The sequence below is a fragment of the Pedobacter xixiisoli genome (genome assembly GCF_900215335.1).
GTDB lineage: Bacteria > Bacteroidota > Bacteroidia > Sphingobacteriales > Sphingobacteriaceae > Pedobacter > Pedobacter xixiisoli.
Genome location: NZ_OCMT01000001.1, coordinates 1,243,373 through 1,259,881, shown reverse-complemented (window position 1 = coordinate 1,259,881; position 16,509 = coordinate 1,243,373). Strand labels below are relative to the sequence as shown.

Genomic DNA, 16,509 nt, shown 5'->3' with positions numbered 1-16,509 from the left:
TTAAATGCTTGAACATCGAAAGATTCAGCCATTTAAAATTTACTCATTTATAATTAATTTACTACTGGCAGTTTATAGTAAGCCGCTTTCACTTCACCTTCAAAAACGTGGTCAGTGTAATCTGTAACTACGTTATACAAAGTATCTCGCTCAATAGGTTTACGCTTCACATTTTTAATCAACTCTACCAACTCTTTGGTGCTCATTGCAGGTGTTTGTTCTTCTGCACCAGCCATCGAATATATTTTGGTAGTATCGTCCAAAGTCCCATCAATATCGTCTACCCCAAAATTTAAACTCAATTGTGCAGTTTCTCTACTAATCATTGCCCAATAAGCTTTGATATGCTCGAAATTATCCATGTAGATACGTGCAATGGCGTAATTGCGTAAATCCTCTACTACAGAAACTTCTGCTACATCGCTCATTTGGTTGTTTTGGTTTCTGAATTTCAATGGAATGAAAGCTTGGAAACCACCAGTTTTATCTTGTAACTGACGTAGGCGTTCCATGTGGTCTACTCGGTGCCAAAACTGCTCGATATGTCCATAAAGCATAGTTGCGTTTGAGCGCATTCCCAACTTATGAGATTGCTCGTGAATATCCAACCACTGTTCTGCATTACATTTATCGTGGGCAATTTTCTCTCTTACCTCTGGATGGAAAATCTCCGCACCGCCTCCTGGCATCGAGTCAAGTCCTGCTTCGTGTAAGTATTTCATTCCATCATAGTGGCTCAATTTTGCCTTTTTGAAGATATAGTAATACTCTACAGGGGTTAGTGCTTTGATGTGTAAATCAGGACGATGTGCTTTCGCTTTTCTGAAGAAGCTAGCATAGAAATCTAGGTTCTGTTTTGGGACTACACCACCTGTAATGTGGACTTCGGTTACAGGCTCGTCATCGTATTTCTTAAGGATATCAATCATGCCGTCAACTTCCATTTCCCAGCCTTCTTCACGTTGTTTAATCATTCTGCTGTAAGAACAGAATTTGCAATCGTAAACACAGATATTAGTTGGTTCGATATGGAAATTTCTGTTGAAATAGGTTCTATCTCCATGTTTTCGCTCGCGAATATAATTAGCGACTACTCCTAAATAGCTTAATTCGGCATGTTCGTATAAATAAACGCCTTCATCGAAACTGATACGTACACCCTCTTTTACTTTGATGGCGATATCTTTTAATGGTTGAGCTAAGTTTTTGTTTTGTATAAGTATATCTAACGATTGCAAAGTATTTCTCCTTAAGATTTAGGCAAAAGTACGTTTTATTGTTTAATTGATAGATTGTTTAATTGTCGAATTGTTGTAAGATTGATAGTTAATGGTCGATAGTCAATAGTTGAATAGCGGAAAACTTTACGGTTGATTGATTTAACGCTGTATGACTTGCGATCTAAAAAACCAAACAACAAACCAACGAAACACCTACATTTGTACAATGATACAAAACCAGTTTAGCATCTTCGAAAGTGAGTTAACCGTTCGTCCAGATGATATTGATATGTTTAACCATGTACATAACAGCAAGTATTTAGATTACGTATTAGCTGCTCGTTACGAACAAATGGATAAATTCTATGGAATGAGTTGGGAGAAGTTTGAAGAATTGGGATTTGGGTGGGTAGTGGCAAAAGTGACAATCTCTTTTAAACGTCCGTTAAAAATGGGCGACCAAATGTTGATTAGAACTGGTATCTTGGAAATGAACGAAAAGGGCAGTAATGTGCAGTTCGAAATCATTAACAAAAAAACGGGAAAAGTAGCTTCAGACGGTATTTTTGAATATGTAATGATTGATTTGAAAACGCAGCGTTCTTGTAAGGTTACGCCAGAAATGATAGAGGCCTACAGTATTTAAATCTTCACGCCGCTACGACGAAAGTAGGAATCCTTAGGTTACAATTTAAAATCCTTTTAGCAACTAATATATCATTCTCGTTTTCGAAGAGAAAAAGTTATTTTTCGTTGTTCGACTTTTTCGTTAGATTTGTTTATCAAAATCTCACGAACCATGAAGTTTTTTGCAGCCCGTATCAGAATAGCTTAAGCAAGCAAGGGCTCTTACATCATAAAACAATTATTGATGCTAACTCTTAGCATCTCATGGTAATTCCTTTTTATTAATTTTATATATGTCACAACCAATCGAGACAAAATCAAGTTTGTCTAATTTTTTTAATGTACTCGTTCAGGCTTTTAAGGGTGCTGAAATCGATTATACTTCTATCAGCATAAGAAAGGCAATTGTGCTTTTGGCCATTCCGATGATGTTGGAAATGATGATGGAATCGGTATTCGTATTAGTAGACCTTTACTTTGTAGGACACTTACCCAATAGTGCCGAGGCTATTCAGATTGTGGGTTTAACAGAATCCGTACTTACAATTATCTATTCCTTAGCAATGGGGTTAGGAATGGCGGCCACAGCTGTTGTAGCCCGTAGAATTGGTGAGAAAAATCCAGAAGCCGCTTCTAGGGCTGGCATGCAAACTATTGGTTTAGCAGTGGTTATTTCTGTTGCCATCAGCTTAGCGGGACTCATATTCGCAAAAGATATTTTATTGTTGATGGGTGCTACAGAAAGCACTGCATCGCAAGGAGTAACTTTCGTAAGAATCATGATGGGAACCAGCATTGTCATTATGTTACTGTTCTTGATCAATGGTATTTTTAGAGGTGCGGGAAATGCTGCGATAGCCATGCAAAGTTTGTGGTTAGCTAACATCATCAACATTTCGCTCTGTCCAATTTTAATTCGTGGATTTGGACCGATACCCGCTATGGGATTAACAGGTGCGGCTTTGGCTACAGCTATTGGCCGTAGTACAGGTGTATTGTTCCAGATTTATCATTTGGCAAAGGGTAGCGGTAACTTAAAAGTGAAGCTGGCTTATCTTAAACCTCAATTAGAACAAATTAAAGCTATTTTAAAAATTGCTTCTCCGGCAGTTTTACAATTCGTAATTGCTTCTTGTAGCTGGATTTTTTTAGCAGAGTTGGTAGCTACTACCGGCGGCGACCATGGTTCGGCAGGTTACCAAACAGCTTTAAGGTTAATGATGTTCTTTATGTTACCTGCTTGGGGATTAAGTAATGCTGCAGCTACATTGGTAGGCCAAAACATGGGTGCTGGTAGAATGGATAGAGCAGAAAAATCAGTATTTGTCACTATGAAATACTCAGTGATTTTTATGGCTGTAGTAATGGTGCTATTTTTAACTTGCGGACACTTATTCGCGTCTCTTTTTACAGAGGATTTACAAGTGATTGCAGTGGCGAGTGAGGCGTTAAGGATACTAAGTTTTGGTTTTGTTTTGTACGGAATTGGAATGGTATTAGTCAGCGCTTTTAACGGAGCTGGAGATACTTGGACACCTACAAAAATCAATGTTGTGGCTTTTTGGTTCTTCCAAATTCCTTTTGCTTATTTCTTAGCTAAACATTTAAGCATGGGACCTACTGGAGTTTTTATTGCCATTCCGGTAGCAGAAGTGGGGATTACCATTGCTTCTTATATTATTTTCAAAAGAGGTAATTGGAAAAAGACCGCTGTGTAGCGTTAAAATCTGTCATTCTGAGCATAGCGAAGAATCTCTATTACAGTAGTAGATTCTTCGTACCTCAGAATGACAATAATGATTAATTGGTTAATACCTGTGAATCCTTAGGTACTGATTCCTAAGCCCTGATACCTGTACCCTATATAGTTTCTTCTAATACCTGCGTATAAAAATCTTGCAATTTCATGCCCATTGCAGCCACTTGTTGTGGGATGAAGCTCGTAGCGGTTTGCCCTGGAATGGTATTGATTTCTATGAAGAAAAATTTACCTGTATTATGTTCTAAGAAGTAATCAATACGCACAATGCCACGACAGTTTAGTTTTACATAAACATCGGCAACAATTTGCTCTACCCTAGCCTTCTCCTCGGCTGTCATATCGCCAGGTGTAATTTCGTCGGTAACGCCAGGAGTGTATTTAGCATCAAAATCAAAGAACTCATTTTTGGTTTTTACCTCGGTAGTTGGCAATACCACTATCTTTCCTTTGGTTTTAAAAACGCCAATAGAGAACTCTCTTCCTTCCACAAATTCCTCTACTAAAACCTGCGTGTCTTCATTAAAAGCCTTGTCAAGTGCAGTCTGTAAGTCGTCAAAGTGTTTAACTTTACTCATACCAATACTGCTTCCACCATTGTTTGGCTTTATAAATAATGGTAGTTTAAGTTGTGTTTTAACCTCGTCAACACTATAGTTTTCCTTAAAAAGCTGTAGTGATTTCGCAATGTTTAGGTTTTTGATTCCATCAACAATTGCTTTTGTGTAGCCTTTGTTCATCGTAATCGAACTCGTTAGCGCATTGCAAGTAGTGTAAGGAATTCCAATCATATCAAAATAACCTTGCAGCTTGCCGTCTTCGCCAGGAGAACCGTGGATAACGATAAAGACACCATCAAAAACGATTTTCTTTCCTTTGATATTTAAGGAAAAATCATTTTTATCAACCTCAATTTTTACCGAATCAGCAGGTTCATAAAACCAACCGTTTTCGGTAAGCATAATTTTATATACTTCGTATTTGCTAGTATCAATGTTTTGAGCAATAGTTGCAGCACTTTTAACAGATACAACCCACTCTCCTGTTGTTCCTCCTGTTAGTAATGCAATAGTTTTTTTCATCTGTATAAATTTATTTTCAATTAGATGAAGCTACCAGATTTATTTATCCCACTGTGTGGTTTAAAAAATCATGATAGTTTCATAATTATTTAAGGTTGGTTAACTGGCTAATTGCCCATTTTCAAAATCAAAAATAGATAGATTTGTTTTTAATTCACGATAAATATTTTTTTAAGCTAAATTTGGGCTTCAATTATAAAAACAGATACTGCTAATGAGCAACTTTACCGAGTACCTTAAAACCAAATCGTTCAGAAGAAATCTAATTTCTGCGATTTGTACATTTTTTGGTTTGCTATTAATCGCATTTTTTAGTCTTCGCTATTACACCAAGCACGGCGATGGTTTAAACGTACCAAACTTAAAAGGGCTTAAAATCGAAGATGCTATCAGTAAATTGGAAGGCTTAGGTTTGCGTTACGAAATCGACTCTGTTTATATTCAAGACCAACCGCCAGGAATTGTAACCGACCAAGACCCAGACCCTGAAACTTTTGTGAAGGATAACAGGACAATTTATTTAACTGTTAATACCAATCTAGCGCCCAATGTAAGGTTTCCAGATATCGAGATGAAATCACTTCGTGAAGCTAAATCTATTATAGAAAGCTACGGTTTGAAATTGGGCGATACTACTTATAAACCAGACGTAGCTAGAGACGTAGTGTTGGAAGCATTGTTTGGGGGTCAACAAATTAGACCTGGCGAAAGCTTGCCTAAAGGTTCTAGAATTAGCTTAGTGCTAGGCGATGGACGAGGCAGCGAAGAAGTAGAACTACCAAATCTAACTGGTTTAACTATTGATGAAGCCAAGTTCTCTCTAAAAGGTGCAATGCTAACTATCGGAACCATTACCTACGAAGGTGAAATTACGGATACAGCAAATGCGGTAATCATTTCTCAGTTTCCATTAACTGCAGATAGTGTTACTAAAGTACGTATCGGTACCCCTATTAATTTAACGCTATCAAACAAACCATAACAACAATGAGCACAAATCAAACGAATAAGAAAAGAAACAAAATTGTATTGGCTATACTAGCTGTTATTTTAGCAGTTGGTGGATATTTTAGCTACAAGTTTTACAGTCTATATTTTTCGCCAAATGTAACTGCTAATGAAAAATATTTGTATGTTAAAACTGGATACGTATTTGAAGACTTGGTAACTGACCTTCGCCATAAAGATGTATTAAATGATATCGGTACTTTCTGGGAAGCTGCAGAAAAAATGAATTTACAAGGTGCTTTAAAGTCTGGTAAGTATCGTTTAAAAGAAGGTATGAATAACCGTGCTCTGATTAATATGTTAAAAGCCGGAAATCAGGAAGCCGTTAAATTAAAGTTCCAAAATATTAGGAAAATTGAAGGTTTAGCTAGTTTGTTAGCTAAAAATTTAGAGCCAGATTCCGTAGCTTTCATGCGTTTGTTAGATTCTGCTGCTTACGTAGAAAAATTCGGTTTTACTACGGAAACGGTTTATACCATGTTCATTCCTAATACTTACGAAATGTATTGGAGTGTTTCTAGAGAAGAATTCTTCAAAAAAATGAATGCCGAGTATTTGAAGTTTTGGAACGATGAACGTAGAAAAAAGGCAGCGGCTTTAGGTTTGGATCCTATCAAAGTAACTATTTTAGCTTCTATTGTAGATGCTGAAGCACTTTACGATAAAGAAATGCCAACCATTGCTGGTTTGTACCTTAATCGTTTGGAAAGAGGTATTTTACTACAAGCAGACCCTACAGTTATTTTTGCTAATAACGATTTTACAGTTAAACGTGTTACTGGCGAATTATTAAGGGTAGATTCGAGATATAACACCTACAAATATGCGGGTTTGCCTCCTGGACCAATCAATATGCCAAGTATCAACGCTATTGATGCCGTATTGAATAAAGAAGATAACAACTACTTGTATATGTGTGCTAAAGAAGATTTTTCTGGATACCACAATTTCGCAGCAACGGTACAAGAGCATAACATTAACGCGAAGAAATACAGAGAAGCCTTAAATAAGAGAAATATATTTAGATAATGTTCACTTACGAAACACAAGTAAAAGTTAGATACGCAGAGACCGACCAAATGGGCGTGGTTTACCATGGTAATTATGCCCAATATTACGAAATAGCCCGTACAGAATGCTTTGAAGCTTGTTCTGGTATGACCTATGCTTCTATGGAAGCAGATGGCGTAATGCTGCCTATCTTGGAACTGCAATCTAAGTATCTGAAACCTGCTTTGTATAACCAAGTTTTAACGATAAAATCTATTGTAAAAGAACTCCCTACAGTACGTTTACATGTAGAATATGAGATTTACAACGAAGCAAAAGAGCTAATAAATATCGGTAAAACTACTTTGGTATTTGTTGATAAGGAAACTCGTAGGCCTTGTCATCCGCCAGAGAATTTCATGAAAAACGTAAGACAATACTTTTAATTTACGATTTTAGAAGTACGATTTTAGAATGAACTTATGCAGTCTGTAAAGTCGGGATAACATTTTAAACAATTAACCAATTAAACGATTAACCCTGCTAAGTGAAGTGGCTACACAGATATCTATTAAAGTTTAGACCTTACTCAATGTTAATTGAGTGGACTAAAGTTTGCGTACTGCCTGGATTTAGCCCTTTACCTTTATATACCGTTGCTACGTTTTTCTTTCGCGAAGTTGGAAAAGAAGCATTGGTGAACAAAGCTTCTTCCCTAGCCTACAATTTCATGTTGGCCATTTTTCCTGGCATTATCTTCTTGTTTACGTTAATCCCATACATTCCAAAACGTATTGGTTTTCAGGAAGGATTAATGTCTTTATTAGCTTTGGTTCTGCCTAACAATGCATTCGATGCTTTAGAAACCACTATAGATAATATCGTGAATATCCAAAATGGAAGCTTATTGTCTATCGGTTTCTTCCTATCCATGTTTTTTGCTACCAATGGCGTGCATAATTTGATGATTGCCTTCAATAAATCATCATTAATTGTAGAAACTAGGTCGCTCCTAAAAAGAAGATTGGTGGCATTAATTTTAACCATGGTTTTAGTGTTATCTATGATCGTGTGCATTGCAGCGATGACACTTGGAGTAATCGCCATCAACTACCTAAAAAAAGAAATGAACTACGATGGAAATTTAACTATTTACGTTATACAGTTCACGCAATGGGCACTTTTAGGTATATTGTATTTCATTAACGTATCTATTTTGTATCGCTACGGTCCCGCACATGCCAAAAAATGGAAGTTTTTTAGTGCAGGTTCTTGGCTCGCTACCATTTTAGCTTTCCTAACCATCTGGGGATTTTCGTTCTATATCAATAATTTCAGCGCCTACAATAAGCTTTATGGTTCTATTGGAACTTTAATGGTGGTGATGATTTGGCTTTACCTCAATTCGCTTATTTTATTGATAGGTTTTGAATTAAATGCAAGTGTAGATTTGTCTAAAAGAAGTGTAAAAATCATTAGACCTAGATTCAATCTTTTTAAAAGCAATAAATAGATTAACTTCTTTTTGAAAAGCAATGAATACGGTTCTTTTAGACTTCTTAAGTTTTAAAACTTAAGAAGTCTGTCTACTTTTTTACCAAGAAGTATTTTCATTACAGGTTATCATAATAAATATGGTGGTGTAAACTCTCAAAATAAAATAGCATTCTAGGCTTGCGATTTTAAATTCTATAAGCTTCTCAGTTTTTTCTAGAAGAAATCTTCATCTAAATCATGTTGTTTCTAAATCATAGACTTAGGTTTTTACCCATAATTTGATACTTTTTTTTAAGGAATTATTGTACTTGAAATATTTTTTCAGACTGATAACGAAGTGATTAAAACAAAGTTTTCAAAATACCTATTCTTTAATTTGTAGAATTAATCAGAGTTTGTACTTTTGCAGCGGAGAGCTGGCAGAGTGGTCGAATGCGGCAGTCTTGAAAACTGTTGACTGTAACAGGTCCGGGGGTTCGAATCCCTCGCTCTCCGCATCAAAAAGTGGTTTCGTTTCGAAGCCACTTTTTTTGTTTCAAAGCCTTTTTTTCACAGATGCATAGTTTTTTTTCAAACCAAATCAATAATCTTAACTGCATTCTATTTAAAAGCTAACCTGAATTTTAATTAGTAGAAATGTTAGGTTGTGAAAAATACCTACCGAAAATTCACTGTTAGCGTTTTTCATACTTAGTAAAATCTGTAAATCGTTTCCGACTTTTACTTAAAATATTGTTAATCCTTCCCTATTTAATTTAATCTAAAACAATTTTAAAATGGATTTAATCTGTGTATCTGTGGCTTACCTCGGCTTGTTTAAATTTATTTAACATTTTTTTAATCAAAGTTTGCAGAATTGATCAGAGTTTGTACTTTTGCAGCGGAGAGCTGGCAGAGTGGTCGAATGCGGCAGTCTTGAAAACTGTTGACTGTAACAGGTCCGGGGGTTCGAATCCCTCGCTCTCCGCCGGAAATAAAAAACAAAACAAGCCCTTATTTATTTAATGGGCTTTTTTTGTGGATTTTGGTTTCGTTTTTTTATTTAGAGATGAGTAGTGATATATATGGTCAAGTCAGCCCATAATTCGTAACTCACACTAGTAACTTTATCAATGGCTAGAAAAAAGGTTAGAACCTTCATAATCATTCTCACGTTAATTATCCAATTGCTTTTCCTTTCAGCAATTTTTATCGAAAGGCTTCAGAGTAACTACACTCCTTTTATCATTATCTTTCTTTGTTTATTGGTGTTGATTTCCTACATCAAAGCCCCAATACATCATCGAACTAATTTATATGAGCATGTACTTATTGTACTTTGGGTACCTGCTGGAGCATTAACCTGTTACTTCTTAAATCATGGTTTTCATCTGGGACCAGTAATTTCTGCTGGCATTGTAGGCACAATCGCTTCATTTATACCGTTACTAAACAAGCAATCTACTTATTTGAAACAACTGCCGGCCACTTTCTACTGTGGAGCATTTATCGGTATGACGAGTTTAGCTATCGCTTCTTCTGTTTATTTTGTACTGGCTGCCTCGTTCTTTGCTGGTGTACTTTTGTTAGTTTCTAAGAGTTTATTTAATGGTTTGGGGGGTAAACTTGGTACAGTTGCCTTTACAGCAGTTACCATTACCTCATTTATCTTCTTTTTACTATTTAAGAAATGACCTCATTTATTATTATAACTGCGGCAATTATTGCAGCAATGCTTACTTTCTATGTAAATCATAAGCTCAAACAAGGTCCGGTAAGGTCATCAGCTTTGCTATCGCTTTTAGTGGCGCTAATATTTTATTTTTTTCCAAATTGGATAGATGCAGATTTATCAAAAAATATTCCTGTAGTATTCATTGGAGGTTCCTTTATCGGTATGGTCTCCAAAAAAATCGTTGATAGTTACATTAAATTGGCGATATCAGGTTTGGTATTCGCAATTATCTATCTCAATACCAGTAGCTTTTTTAATGGGTATGGCGGTGCACTTGGAGCTTCGGCGGGCATCTCACTCCTATCAGTTTTAAGCTTGCCATTTTTTACGCCTAAGAAACATCATTTAACCAATGGCATTTTACAGCTACGAAAAATCATTTTCAGAAAGAACAGAGATTGATTTTTGCCGCAGATGCACAGATTATTATTTCATGAATTTTATTAATCATATAGAATTAGAATTTCATATCTCAATTGCTAATTTCAATTTAAAAAATCTGTGCATCTATGGCTAAACAATAGCTTTTATGAGTAAATTATAAATTAATTCTTAGTAAATTAGCCACATGTTTTACGCAAACAAGAAACATTCTGCACCTATCAATTCGGCTGAACAAAACGCTAAAATATTGGCAAATGTTAAAGGTTTATTAGAAAAAAAGCTGATACAGTTTAACGGTAATGTGGTTTCTTTATATCCACAACTTTGGAAAGACAAAGAGAAAGCCATCAATTGGATTAAATGCCTGTACATTTATTGTAATCTAAAGAAGCAGATCAAAGCTAAAGAAGCACTCTATTTCGAAGATATCATCACTAAAAAGATCATAGGTTCAATGGTAAACAATGTGCCTAAATTAATCGAATTCGAATTTGAAGCAAACAATGAAATTTGATTTTAAAATAACTTTTCCCCTTTATAAACTAGCTATCTTTGATTAGCACCTAAATAAAAGAGACAATTATGTCGGTAAAGAAAATCTCAAAAAAAGGAAATGTACTCACTATAGATATTGGCGGAACAAATATTAAAGCTTGTATTTTGGATGACAATGGTAAAATCATCACTGATTATGTATCCGAATCTACTCCGAAAAATGCTGGTCCTGCCGAGGTAATTGCTACTATTAAAAAACTAACTGCTGATTTAAAGGATTTCGAGAAAATTTCTGTTGGCTTTCCTGGTTACGTTAGGGATGGTGTGGTACAAACAGCACCTAATTTAGGAGAAAACAAATGGTCTAATGTAGATTTAGCAGACCAGATTAGCCAGTTGTTTGACAAGCCAGTACGGTTAGTTAATGATGCCGACTTGCAAGGATTGGGCATTGTAAAAGGTAAAGGCTTAGAAATTGTATTCACTTTGGGAACTGGTTTCGGTACTGCCCTACTTTTCGATGGAGATTTACTGCCCCACTTCGAATTGGCACATTTGCCTATCACTAAAGGAGAAAGCTATGATGAATACATCGGTAAGAGAGGTTTCGAAAAAGTAGGTAAAGAGGAATGGAACAAACGATTAAAATATATCATCGAAATATATAAAACTGTTTTCAACTACGATGTACTTTACATTGGCGGTGGAAATTCTGCAAATATCAATTTTAAATTAGACCACAACATTAAAATCGTATCTAACCAAGACGGGATTAAGGGTGGCGCTAAACTTTGGAAGATTAAAGAGAAGTTTTTGGTTTGCACGAATCTTCACGACTAACAACAATCTAATTAAAAATACCAATAATAATAATCACATATACATGAGCACTACGAATAGCACCTACAGTTTCGGCATGATTGGTTTGGGAACCATGGGCAGAAACTTGTTATTAAATATGGCCGACCACGGCTTTTCGGTTACCGGACACGATAAGAGCGAGAAGATGCTTGCTTTATTGGAAGAAGAAGGTAAAGCGCACAACCTAAAAGGATTTGCCAAGGTTGAAGATTTTATTGACAGCCTGCAATCTCCAAAAACCATTATTTTATTGGTTCCTGCTGGTAAGATTGTGGATGATGTGATTGCAGAAATTACACCTTTATTAAGCGAAGGCGATATCATTATTGATAGTGGAAACTCATATTATACAGATACAACCAGAAGATCACAAGAATTGAAAGAAAAAGGTTTCCATTTCTTTGGAATGGGAATTTCCGGTGGCGAGGAAGGTGCTCGTTTCGGACCTAGTTTAATGCCTGGAGGCGAAAAAGCGGCTTATGCTGTAGTGAAAGATTTGTTGGAAGCAGTTTCTGCAAAAGTAAACGGCGAACCTTGTGTCGCCTACATTGGTCCTGGTGCTGCCGGTCATTTTGTGAAAATGACGCACAACGGTATCGAGTATGCCATTATGCAATTATTGGCCGAAACTTACGACATCCTCAAAAATGGTTTAGGTTACGATAATGCTCAAATTCAACAGGTATTCGAGAAATGGAATAACGGTCGTTTAAAGTCATTCTTAATGGAAATCACTAAAGATGTTTTTCTATTTAAAGATGAAAAAACTGGCAATTTATTAGTTGATGAAATTAAAGACCAAGCCAAATCTAAAGGTACCGGAAAATGGACTTCGCAAATTGCAATGGACGTAGAAGTTCCTTTAAATACCATTGATGCTTCGGTAGCAGGAAGGAATCTTTCTAAATTGAAGGATTTACGTGTGGAATTGGAAGGTTCTTTCGGCAAAGCTGCACAAATTGAAAATAAGGAAGGTTTTGAAGATCAGTTAGAAGAAGCATTCTACTTTGCAATGGCTTCGGCTTATGCGCAAGGAATGCACTTGTTATGGAAAGCGTCTGCAGAATATGGTTATGAATTGAACATGGCAGAAATTGCGAAGATTTGGAGAGGTGGCTGTATTATTCGTGCAGAGTTTTTACAGGATATCTACGAGGCTTACCAAAAGCAACCTAACTTACAGCACTTATATCAAGACGCATCCATCCAACAAAAACTTCAAGCTGGATTAAAAGATACTAGAAATGTAATTGCTTCTGCTATTTCTACTGGTATTGCGATACCTTGTTATGCGGCTGCTATTACTTATTTCGATACTTTGAAAACGGGTAGAATGCCATCTAATTTAATTCAAGCACAACGTGATTATTTTGGAGCACATACTTTTGAGCGCATTGATAGCGAAGGGGTATTTCACGCTGAATGGAACGGAAAATAAGTTAAAAGTAGAAAGTTAAAAATCAAAAAAGTTTCAACCATTAAGGAATGAAGAATAATTAAGGACTTAATTAAACTTAACTTCTTAATGTTTAGAATAACCACTCAAATGAAAAAAGCAAGTAAACTTAATCCAACCATATTTGTAATATTTGGCGGTACCGGCGATTTAAACAAACGCAAGTTAGCACCAGCTTTATACAATTTATACACCGAAGGTTATATGCCTGCACAGTTTTCAATTATTGGAACTGGCAGAACAGCATTTACAGATGAAAAGTACCAGAAAGAACTATTAAATAGCGTTAATGAGTTCTCGAGAAATGGAAAGGTGAAAAAAGATAAATGGGATGTATTCAGCAAGAATATCCATTACAGTTCTATAGATGTAAAATCGCAGCAGACTTTTGAAAATCTTAAAGTAGAAATTGAAAAGTATCAAGCTGATTTTGGTGAGAAAACGCAAGTTATTTTCTATCTAGCAGTAGCCCCTAACCTATTTCCTTTAATTGCACAGTGCCTACACGAGTATAAACTTACTGGTAACGAAGACAATTGTAGGATAGTAATTGAGAAACCATTTGGACACGATTTAGACAGTGCCAAAGAATTAAATCTATTGTTAAGTGGTATTTTTACCGAGAAACAGATTTATAGAATTGACCACTATTTAGGTAAAGAAACGGTTCAAAATATGATGGCTTTCCGTTTTGCGAACTCGTTATTCGAGCCGTTATGGAACAGAAATTACATCGAGCACATTCAAATTTCTGTAACCGAACAATTAGGTGTTGGTGATAGAGGTGGATATTACGAAGGTGCAGGTGCTTTGCGTGATATGATTCAAAATCACTTATTACAGTTACTTTGTTTGGTTGGCATGGAAGCTCCTATTTCTTTCAATGCAGATGAGATTAGAGATAGAAAAGTGGAAGTGTTAAGAGCCGTTCGTCCATTTAAACCAGAAGAAATTGGTGCGCATGCCGTTCGTGGTCAATACAGTAAAGGTTGGGTTGAAGGCAAAGAAGTACCAAGTTACCGTACTGAAAAAGGTGTAGATGCCCATTCTAACACGGAAACTTTTGCTGCAGTGAAATTCTTTATTGATAATTGGCGTTGGCAAGGTATTCCTTTCTACCTACGTACTGGTAAAAGGATGAACCAAACTTCATCAATCATCACCATTCAGTTTAAAGATGTGCCTCATCATATCTTCTCGAACAATGTGGCCGAAACTTGGCAACAAAATAGGCTGATTATCAGCATCCAGCCCGAAGCGAGTATCAGATTGCAAGTACAATCTAAACGCCCAGGATTGGATATGGTACTTAATCCGGTAGATATGGTTTTTAATTACAAAGGTACTTATGAGAATGATTCGCCAGAAGCTTATGAGACTTTGTTGTTAGATGCAATGACTGGCGATCAAACTTTGTTTATGCGTGGCGACCAGGTAGAAGCTGCTTGGGAATTGGTAATGCCTATTATTCATCTTTGGGAAAATAAAACATCGTTAAGTTTCCCTAATTATGCAGCAGACAGCTGGGGACCAGAAGATGCCGAAGCATTAATTGCTAAAGATGGTTTTCATTGGTTTACGTTGCCAATTAAAGATTAAGCACCACAACCGTCATTTCGACGAAGAATGAGGAGAAATCTAACACCTAAATTATAAAACTGCTGTATTTCTCTTCGTCGTTCCTCCTCATCGAAATGACGATAAATGAAAGAATAATGAAACTAAATATATTTAACAACCAAACCGAATTAAATGAGCAATTAGCTCAGTACGTAATTGAGGTTGCCAATAACTCAATCGCCGAAAAAGGTCGTTTTGATTTTGTGTTAACTGGCGGAAGTTCGCCTAAAGGATTATACCACCTTTTATCAACTACTTACAAAGACAAAATTGATTGGGATAAAACCTATTTCTTTTTTGGTGACGAAAGAACAGTACTACCTTTTGAGAAAGATTACAATGGCTTAATGGCTAAAGAAAGCTTCTTCGATAATTTAGAACTGAAGGATGGTCACATTTTTTATGTGGATACCAATTTATCTCCAGAAGAAGCCGCTGCTGACTACAAGAATAAATTAGATGAGCATTTCTCAGACTCTGCTATTATCTTCGATTTGATTCTACTGGGCATGGGCGATGATGCGCACACTGCTTCTATTTTCCCTCATACAACCTTAGTTAATAATGAAGAGCTAAGCGTTGCTAGTGTTTGGGTAGAAAAACTGAATACCAATCGTGTGAGCTTAACTGCTCCGTTGATTAACCAAGCTAAACACGTGGTATTTATCACTTTTGGCCAGAACAAAGCTGAAGCATTAGCTAAAGTATTTGGGGAAGAGAAAGATTTCGCAAATTATCCATCTCAATTAATTAGCCCTGTAAACGGTGATTTGCAATGGTTTGTGGATGAGGCTGCTGCGAGTTTAGTTAAGAAATAACAGTAAACATTCCGTCATTTCGAACGCAGAGAGAAATCTAGCAACTTGCAAAATAAAATTGATAGATTTCTCCTCATTCTTCGTCGAAATGACGTTTAAGATTTATAAATTCTCTTCTAGTAATAAGTTGATTATTCCATCAACCATACCAACTTTAGGAACAAAAATCTGTTTGATTCCCGCCCATTTCATTACCGTTAAATAGATTTCGCAAGCTGGAATAATGACGTCTGCCCTATCCTGATTTAATCTTAAAATAGAAATACGTTCCTTCAAAGAATAACTATTTAACTCGTTGTACATATTCCTCAATTTTAAGAAAGATAACGGCATATCGTCCTTCTCACCACTCATGCGAAACAATTTATTGATATTTCCACCAGTTCCAATACCTACAACTTGCTTTAGTTCTTTTGTATGTTCCTTAATCCATTCCTTCATTTCATTCCAAGTTTCTTCCTTGTCTTGATTATCTAGGATACGAATAGTGCCTAAGTTGAAAGATTTAGAAGCGATAGGTTGCTTATTTACAAATACAGAAAGCTCTGTACTTCCACCACCAACGTCAATATATAGATAGCTTTTTTTAATATCTAAGTTTTCTTCAATATGATTCGAATAGATGATACTCGCCTCACGTTGACCTTCAATGATTTCTATGTCTATATTAGCAATTTCCTTTATTTTTTCAATAACCTGCTTCCCGTTTTTAGCTTCACGCATTGCGGATGTAGCACAAGCCAAATAATCTGTAACGTTATACACATCCATTAAATTCCTGAAAGCGACCATCGTTTTTACCAAGTCTTCAATCTTTTTTTCTGATAGTTCTTGGTCTAAAAATGCATCATCACCCAAACGTAAGGGTACACGAACCAAAGTGTTTTTCTTGAAATTACTTTTGTCGTTATTGGTAATATCGGCTATTAATAATCGTACTGCGTTAGAACCTATATCTATGGCGGCGTATCTGAGCAT

General features: G+C 36.1%; 16 protein-coding genes and 2 tRNA genes. 15 read left to right on the top strand and 3 right to left on the bottom strand.

Features of this window, described 5'->3' with window-relative positions:
* Positions 1–53: 53 nt before the first annotated feature.
* Entirely contained in the window at positions 54–1,238 is a 1,185-nt protein-coding gene (gene mqnE, locus CRO54_RS04940) for an aminofutalosine synthase MqnE (RefSeq protein WP_097129333.1), read from the bottom strand.
* A gap of 208 nt (positions 1,239–1,446) precedes the next feature.
* On the opposite strand from mqnE, the gene CRO54_RS04935 reads away from it, so the two are divergent.
* Together CRO54_RS04935 and CRO54_RS04930 are read left to right on the top strand one after the other, a co-directional pair.
* Complete coding sequence (locus CRO54_RS04935; protein WP_097129929.1) at positions 1,447–1,866, top strand: acyl-CoA thioesterase; 420 nt, start codon at positions 1,447–1,449, stop codon at positions 1,864–1,866.
* Between the two features lie 274 nt (positions 1,867–2,140).
* A complete protein-coding gene (locus tag CRO54_RS04930; protein ID WP_097129331.1) occupies positions 2,141–3,565 on the top strand; it encodes an MATE family efflux transporter in 1,425 nt (474 codons plus the stop codon).
* A gap of 142 nt (positions 3,566–3,707) precedes the next feature.
* Here CRO54_RS04930 and CRO54_RS04925 read toward each other — a convergent pair whose 3' ends face one another.
* Positions 3,708–4,688 carry a D-alanine--D-alanine ligase gene (locus tag CRO54_RS04925; protein ID WP_097129328.1) on the bottom strand — a complete coding sequence of 327 codons (981 nt, stop codon included), beginning with the start codon at positions 4,686–4,688 and terminating at the stop codon, positions 3,708–3,710.
* A gap of 214 nt (positions 4,689–4,902) precedes the next feature.
* Here CRO54_RS04925 and CRO54_RS04920 point away from each other — a divergent pair, with 214 nt between their 5' ends.
* The 13 genes from CRO54_RS04920 (at position 4,903) to pgl (ending at position 15,531) form a co-directional block, all read left to right on the top strand.
* Positions 4,903–5,670: a PASTA domain-containing protein gene (locus CRO54_RS04920; protein WP_097129326.1), complete on the top strand. Its 768-nt coding sequence runs from the start codon at positions 4,903–4,905 to the stop codon at positions 5,668–5,670.
* 5 nt (positions 5,671–5,675) lie between these two features.
* Positions 5,676–6,725 carry an endolytic transglycosylase MltG gene (gene mltG / locus CRO54_RS04915; protein WP_097129323.1) on the top strand — a complete coding sequence of 350 codons (1,050 nt, stop codon included), beginning with the start codon at positions 5,676–5,678 and terminating at the stop codon, positions 6,723–6,725.
* Positions 6,725–7,132: an acyl-CoA thioesterase gene (locus CRO54_RS04910; protein WP_097129321.1), complete on the top strand. Its 408-nt coding sequence runs from the start codon at positions 6,725–6,727 to the stop codon at positions 7,130–7,132. The genes mltG and CRO54_RS04910 overlap by 1 nt, the downstream gene beginning before the upstream one ends.
* Before the next feature lie 101 nt (positions 7,133–7,233).
* Positions 7,234–8,199: a YihY/virulence factor BrkB family protein gene (locus CRO54_RS04905; protein WP_097129319.1), complete on the top strand. Its 966-nt coding sequence runs from the start codon at positions 7,234–7,236 to the stop codon at positions 8,197–8,199.
* A 394-nt stretch (positions 8,200–8,593) separates the two neighbouring features.
* A tRNA-Ser gene (locus tag CRO54_RS04900) sits at positions 8,594–8,678 on the top strand.
* Between the two features lie 387 nt (positions 8,679–9,065).
* A tRNA-Ser gene (locus tag CRO54_RS04895) sits at positions 9,066–9,150 on the top strand.
* Between the two features lie 145 nt (positions 9,151–9,295).
* The gene (locus tag CRO54_RS04890; RefSeq protein ID WP_097129317.1) at positions 9,296–9,856 is read left to right on the top strand and encodes a hypothetical protein; all 561 of its coding nucleotides are present in this window, start codon (positions 9,296–9,298) and stop codon (positions 9,854–9,856) included.
* Entirely contained in the window at positions 9,853–10,299 is a 447-nt protein-coding gene (locus CRO54_RS04885; RefSeq protein WP_097129315.1) for a hypothetical protein, read from the top strand. Before CRO54_RS04890 ends, CRO54_RS04885 begins: the two co-directional genes overlap by 4 nt.
* Positions 10,300–10,465: 166 nt before the next feature.
* Positions 10,466–10,795, top strand: a complete 330-nt coding sequence (locus tag CRO54_RS04880; protein ID WP_097129313.1) for a hypothetical protein — start codon at positions 10,466–10,468, stop codon at positions 10,793–10,795.
* Positions 10,796–10,863: 68 nt separating this feature from the next.
* Positions 10,864–11,616 carry an ROK family protein gene (locus CRO54_RS04875; RefSeq protein ID WP_097129311.1) on the top strand — a complete coding sequence of 251 codons (753 nt, stop codon included), beginning with the start codon at positions 10,864–10,866 and terminating at the stop codon, positions 11,614–11,616.
* Positions 11,617–11,659: 43 nt separating this feature from the next.
* Positions 11,660–13,075, top strand: coding sequence for an NADP-dependent phosphogluconate dehydrogenase (gndA, locus tag CRO54_RS04870; protein ID WP_097129309.1), 1,416 nt, complete (start codon positions 11,660–11,662; stop codon positions 13,073–13,075).
* Between the two features lie 108 nt (positions 13,076–13,183).
* Entirely contained in the window at positions 13,184–14,692 is a 1,509-nt protein-coding gene (gene zwf, locus CRO54_RS04865; protein ID WP_097129306.1) for a glucose-6-phosphate dehydrogenase, read from the top strand.
* 116 nt (positions 14,693–14,808) lie between these two features.
* Positions 14,809–15,531: a 6-phosphogluconolactonase gene (gene pgl, locus CRO54_RS04860; protein WP_097129926.1), complete on the top strand. Its 723-nt coding sequence runs from the start codon at positions 14,809–14,811 to the stop codon at positions 15,529–15,531.
* 102 nt (positions 15,532–15,633) lie between these two features.
* Here pgl and CRO54_RS04855 read toward each other — a convergent pair whose 3' ends face one another.
* The gene (locus CRO54_RS04855) at positions 15,634–16,509 is read right to left on the bottom strand and encodes a Ppx/GppA phosphatase family protein (RefSeq protein ID WP_097129303.1); all 876 of its coding nucleotides are present in this window, start codon (positions 16,507–16,509) and stop codon (positions 15,634–15,636) included.

Bases quoted from the DNA above. Each gene is read 5' to 3' on its own strand.
- CRO54_RS04935 (WP_097129929.1), top strand. From the start codon at position 1,447: ATGATACAAAACCAGTTTAGCATCTTCGAAAGTGAGTTAACCGTTCGT.
- CRO54_RS04930 (WP_097129331.1), top strand. From the start codon at position 2,141: ATGTCACAACCAATCGAGACAAAATCAAGTTTGTCTAATTTTTTTAAT.
- CRO54_RS04925 (WP_097129328.1), bottom strand. From the start codon at position 4,688: ATGAAAAAAACTATTGCATTACTAACAGGAGGAACAACAGGAGAGTGG.
- CRO54_RS04920 (WP_097129326.1), top strand. From the start codon at position 4,903: ATGAGCAACTTTACCGAGTACCTTAAAACCAAATCGTTCAGAAGAAAT.
- mltG (WP_097129323.1), top strand. From the start codon at position 5,676: ATGAGCACAAATCAAACGAATAAGAAAAGAAACAAAATTGTATTGGCT.
- CRO54_RS04910 (WP_097129321.1), top strand. From the start codon at position 6,725: ATGTTCACTTACGAAACACAAGTAAAAGTTAGATACGCAGAGACCGAC.
- CRO54_RS04890 (WP_097129317.1), top strand. From the start codon at position 9,296: ATGGCTAGAAAAAAGGTTAGAACCTTCATAATCATTCTCACGTTAATT.
- CRO54_RS04885 (WP_097129315.1), top strand. From the start codon at position 9,853: ATGACCTCATTTATTATTATAACTGCGGCAATTATTGCAGCAATGCTT.
- CRO54_RS04880 (WP_097129313.1), top strand. From the start codon at position 10,466: ATGTTTTACGCAAACAAGAAACATTCTGCACCTATCAATTCGGCTGAA.
- CRO54_RS04875 (WP_097129311.1), top strand. From the start codon at position 10,864: ATGTCGGTAAAGAAAATCTCAAAAAAAGGAAATGTACTCACTATAGAT.
- gndA (WP_097129309.1), top strand. From the start codon at position 11,660: ATGAGCACTACGAATAGCACCTACAGTTTCGGCATGATTGGTTTGGGA.
- zwf (WP_097129306.1), top strand. From the start codon at position 13,184: ATGAAAAAAGCAAGTAAACTTAATCCAACCATATTTGTAATATTTGGC.
- pgl (WP_097129926.1), top strand. From the start codon at position 14,809: ATGAAACTAAATATATTTAACAACCAAACCGAATTAAATGAGCAATTA.
- CRO54_RS04855 (WP_097129303.1), bottom strand. From the start codon at position 16,509: ATGCTCAGATACGCCGCCATAGATATAGGTTCTAACGCAGTACGATTA.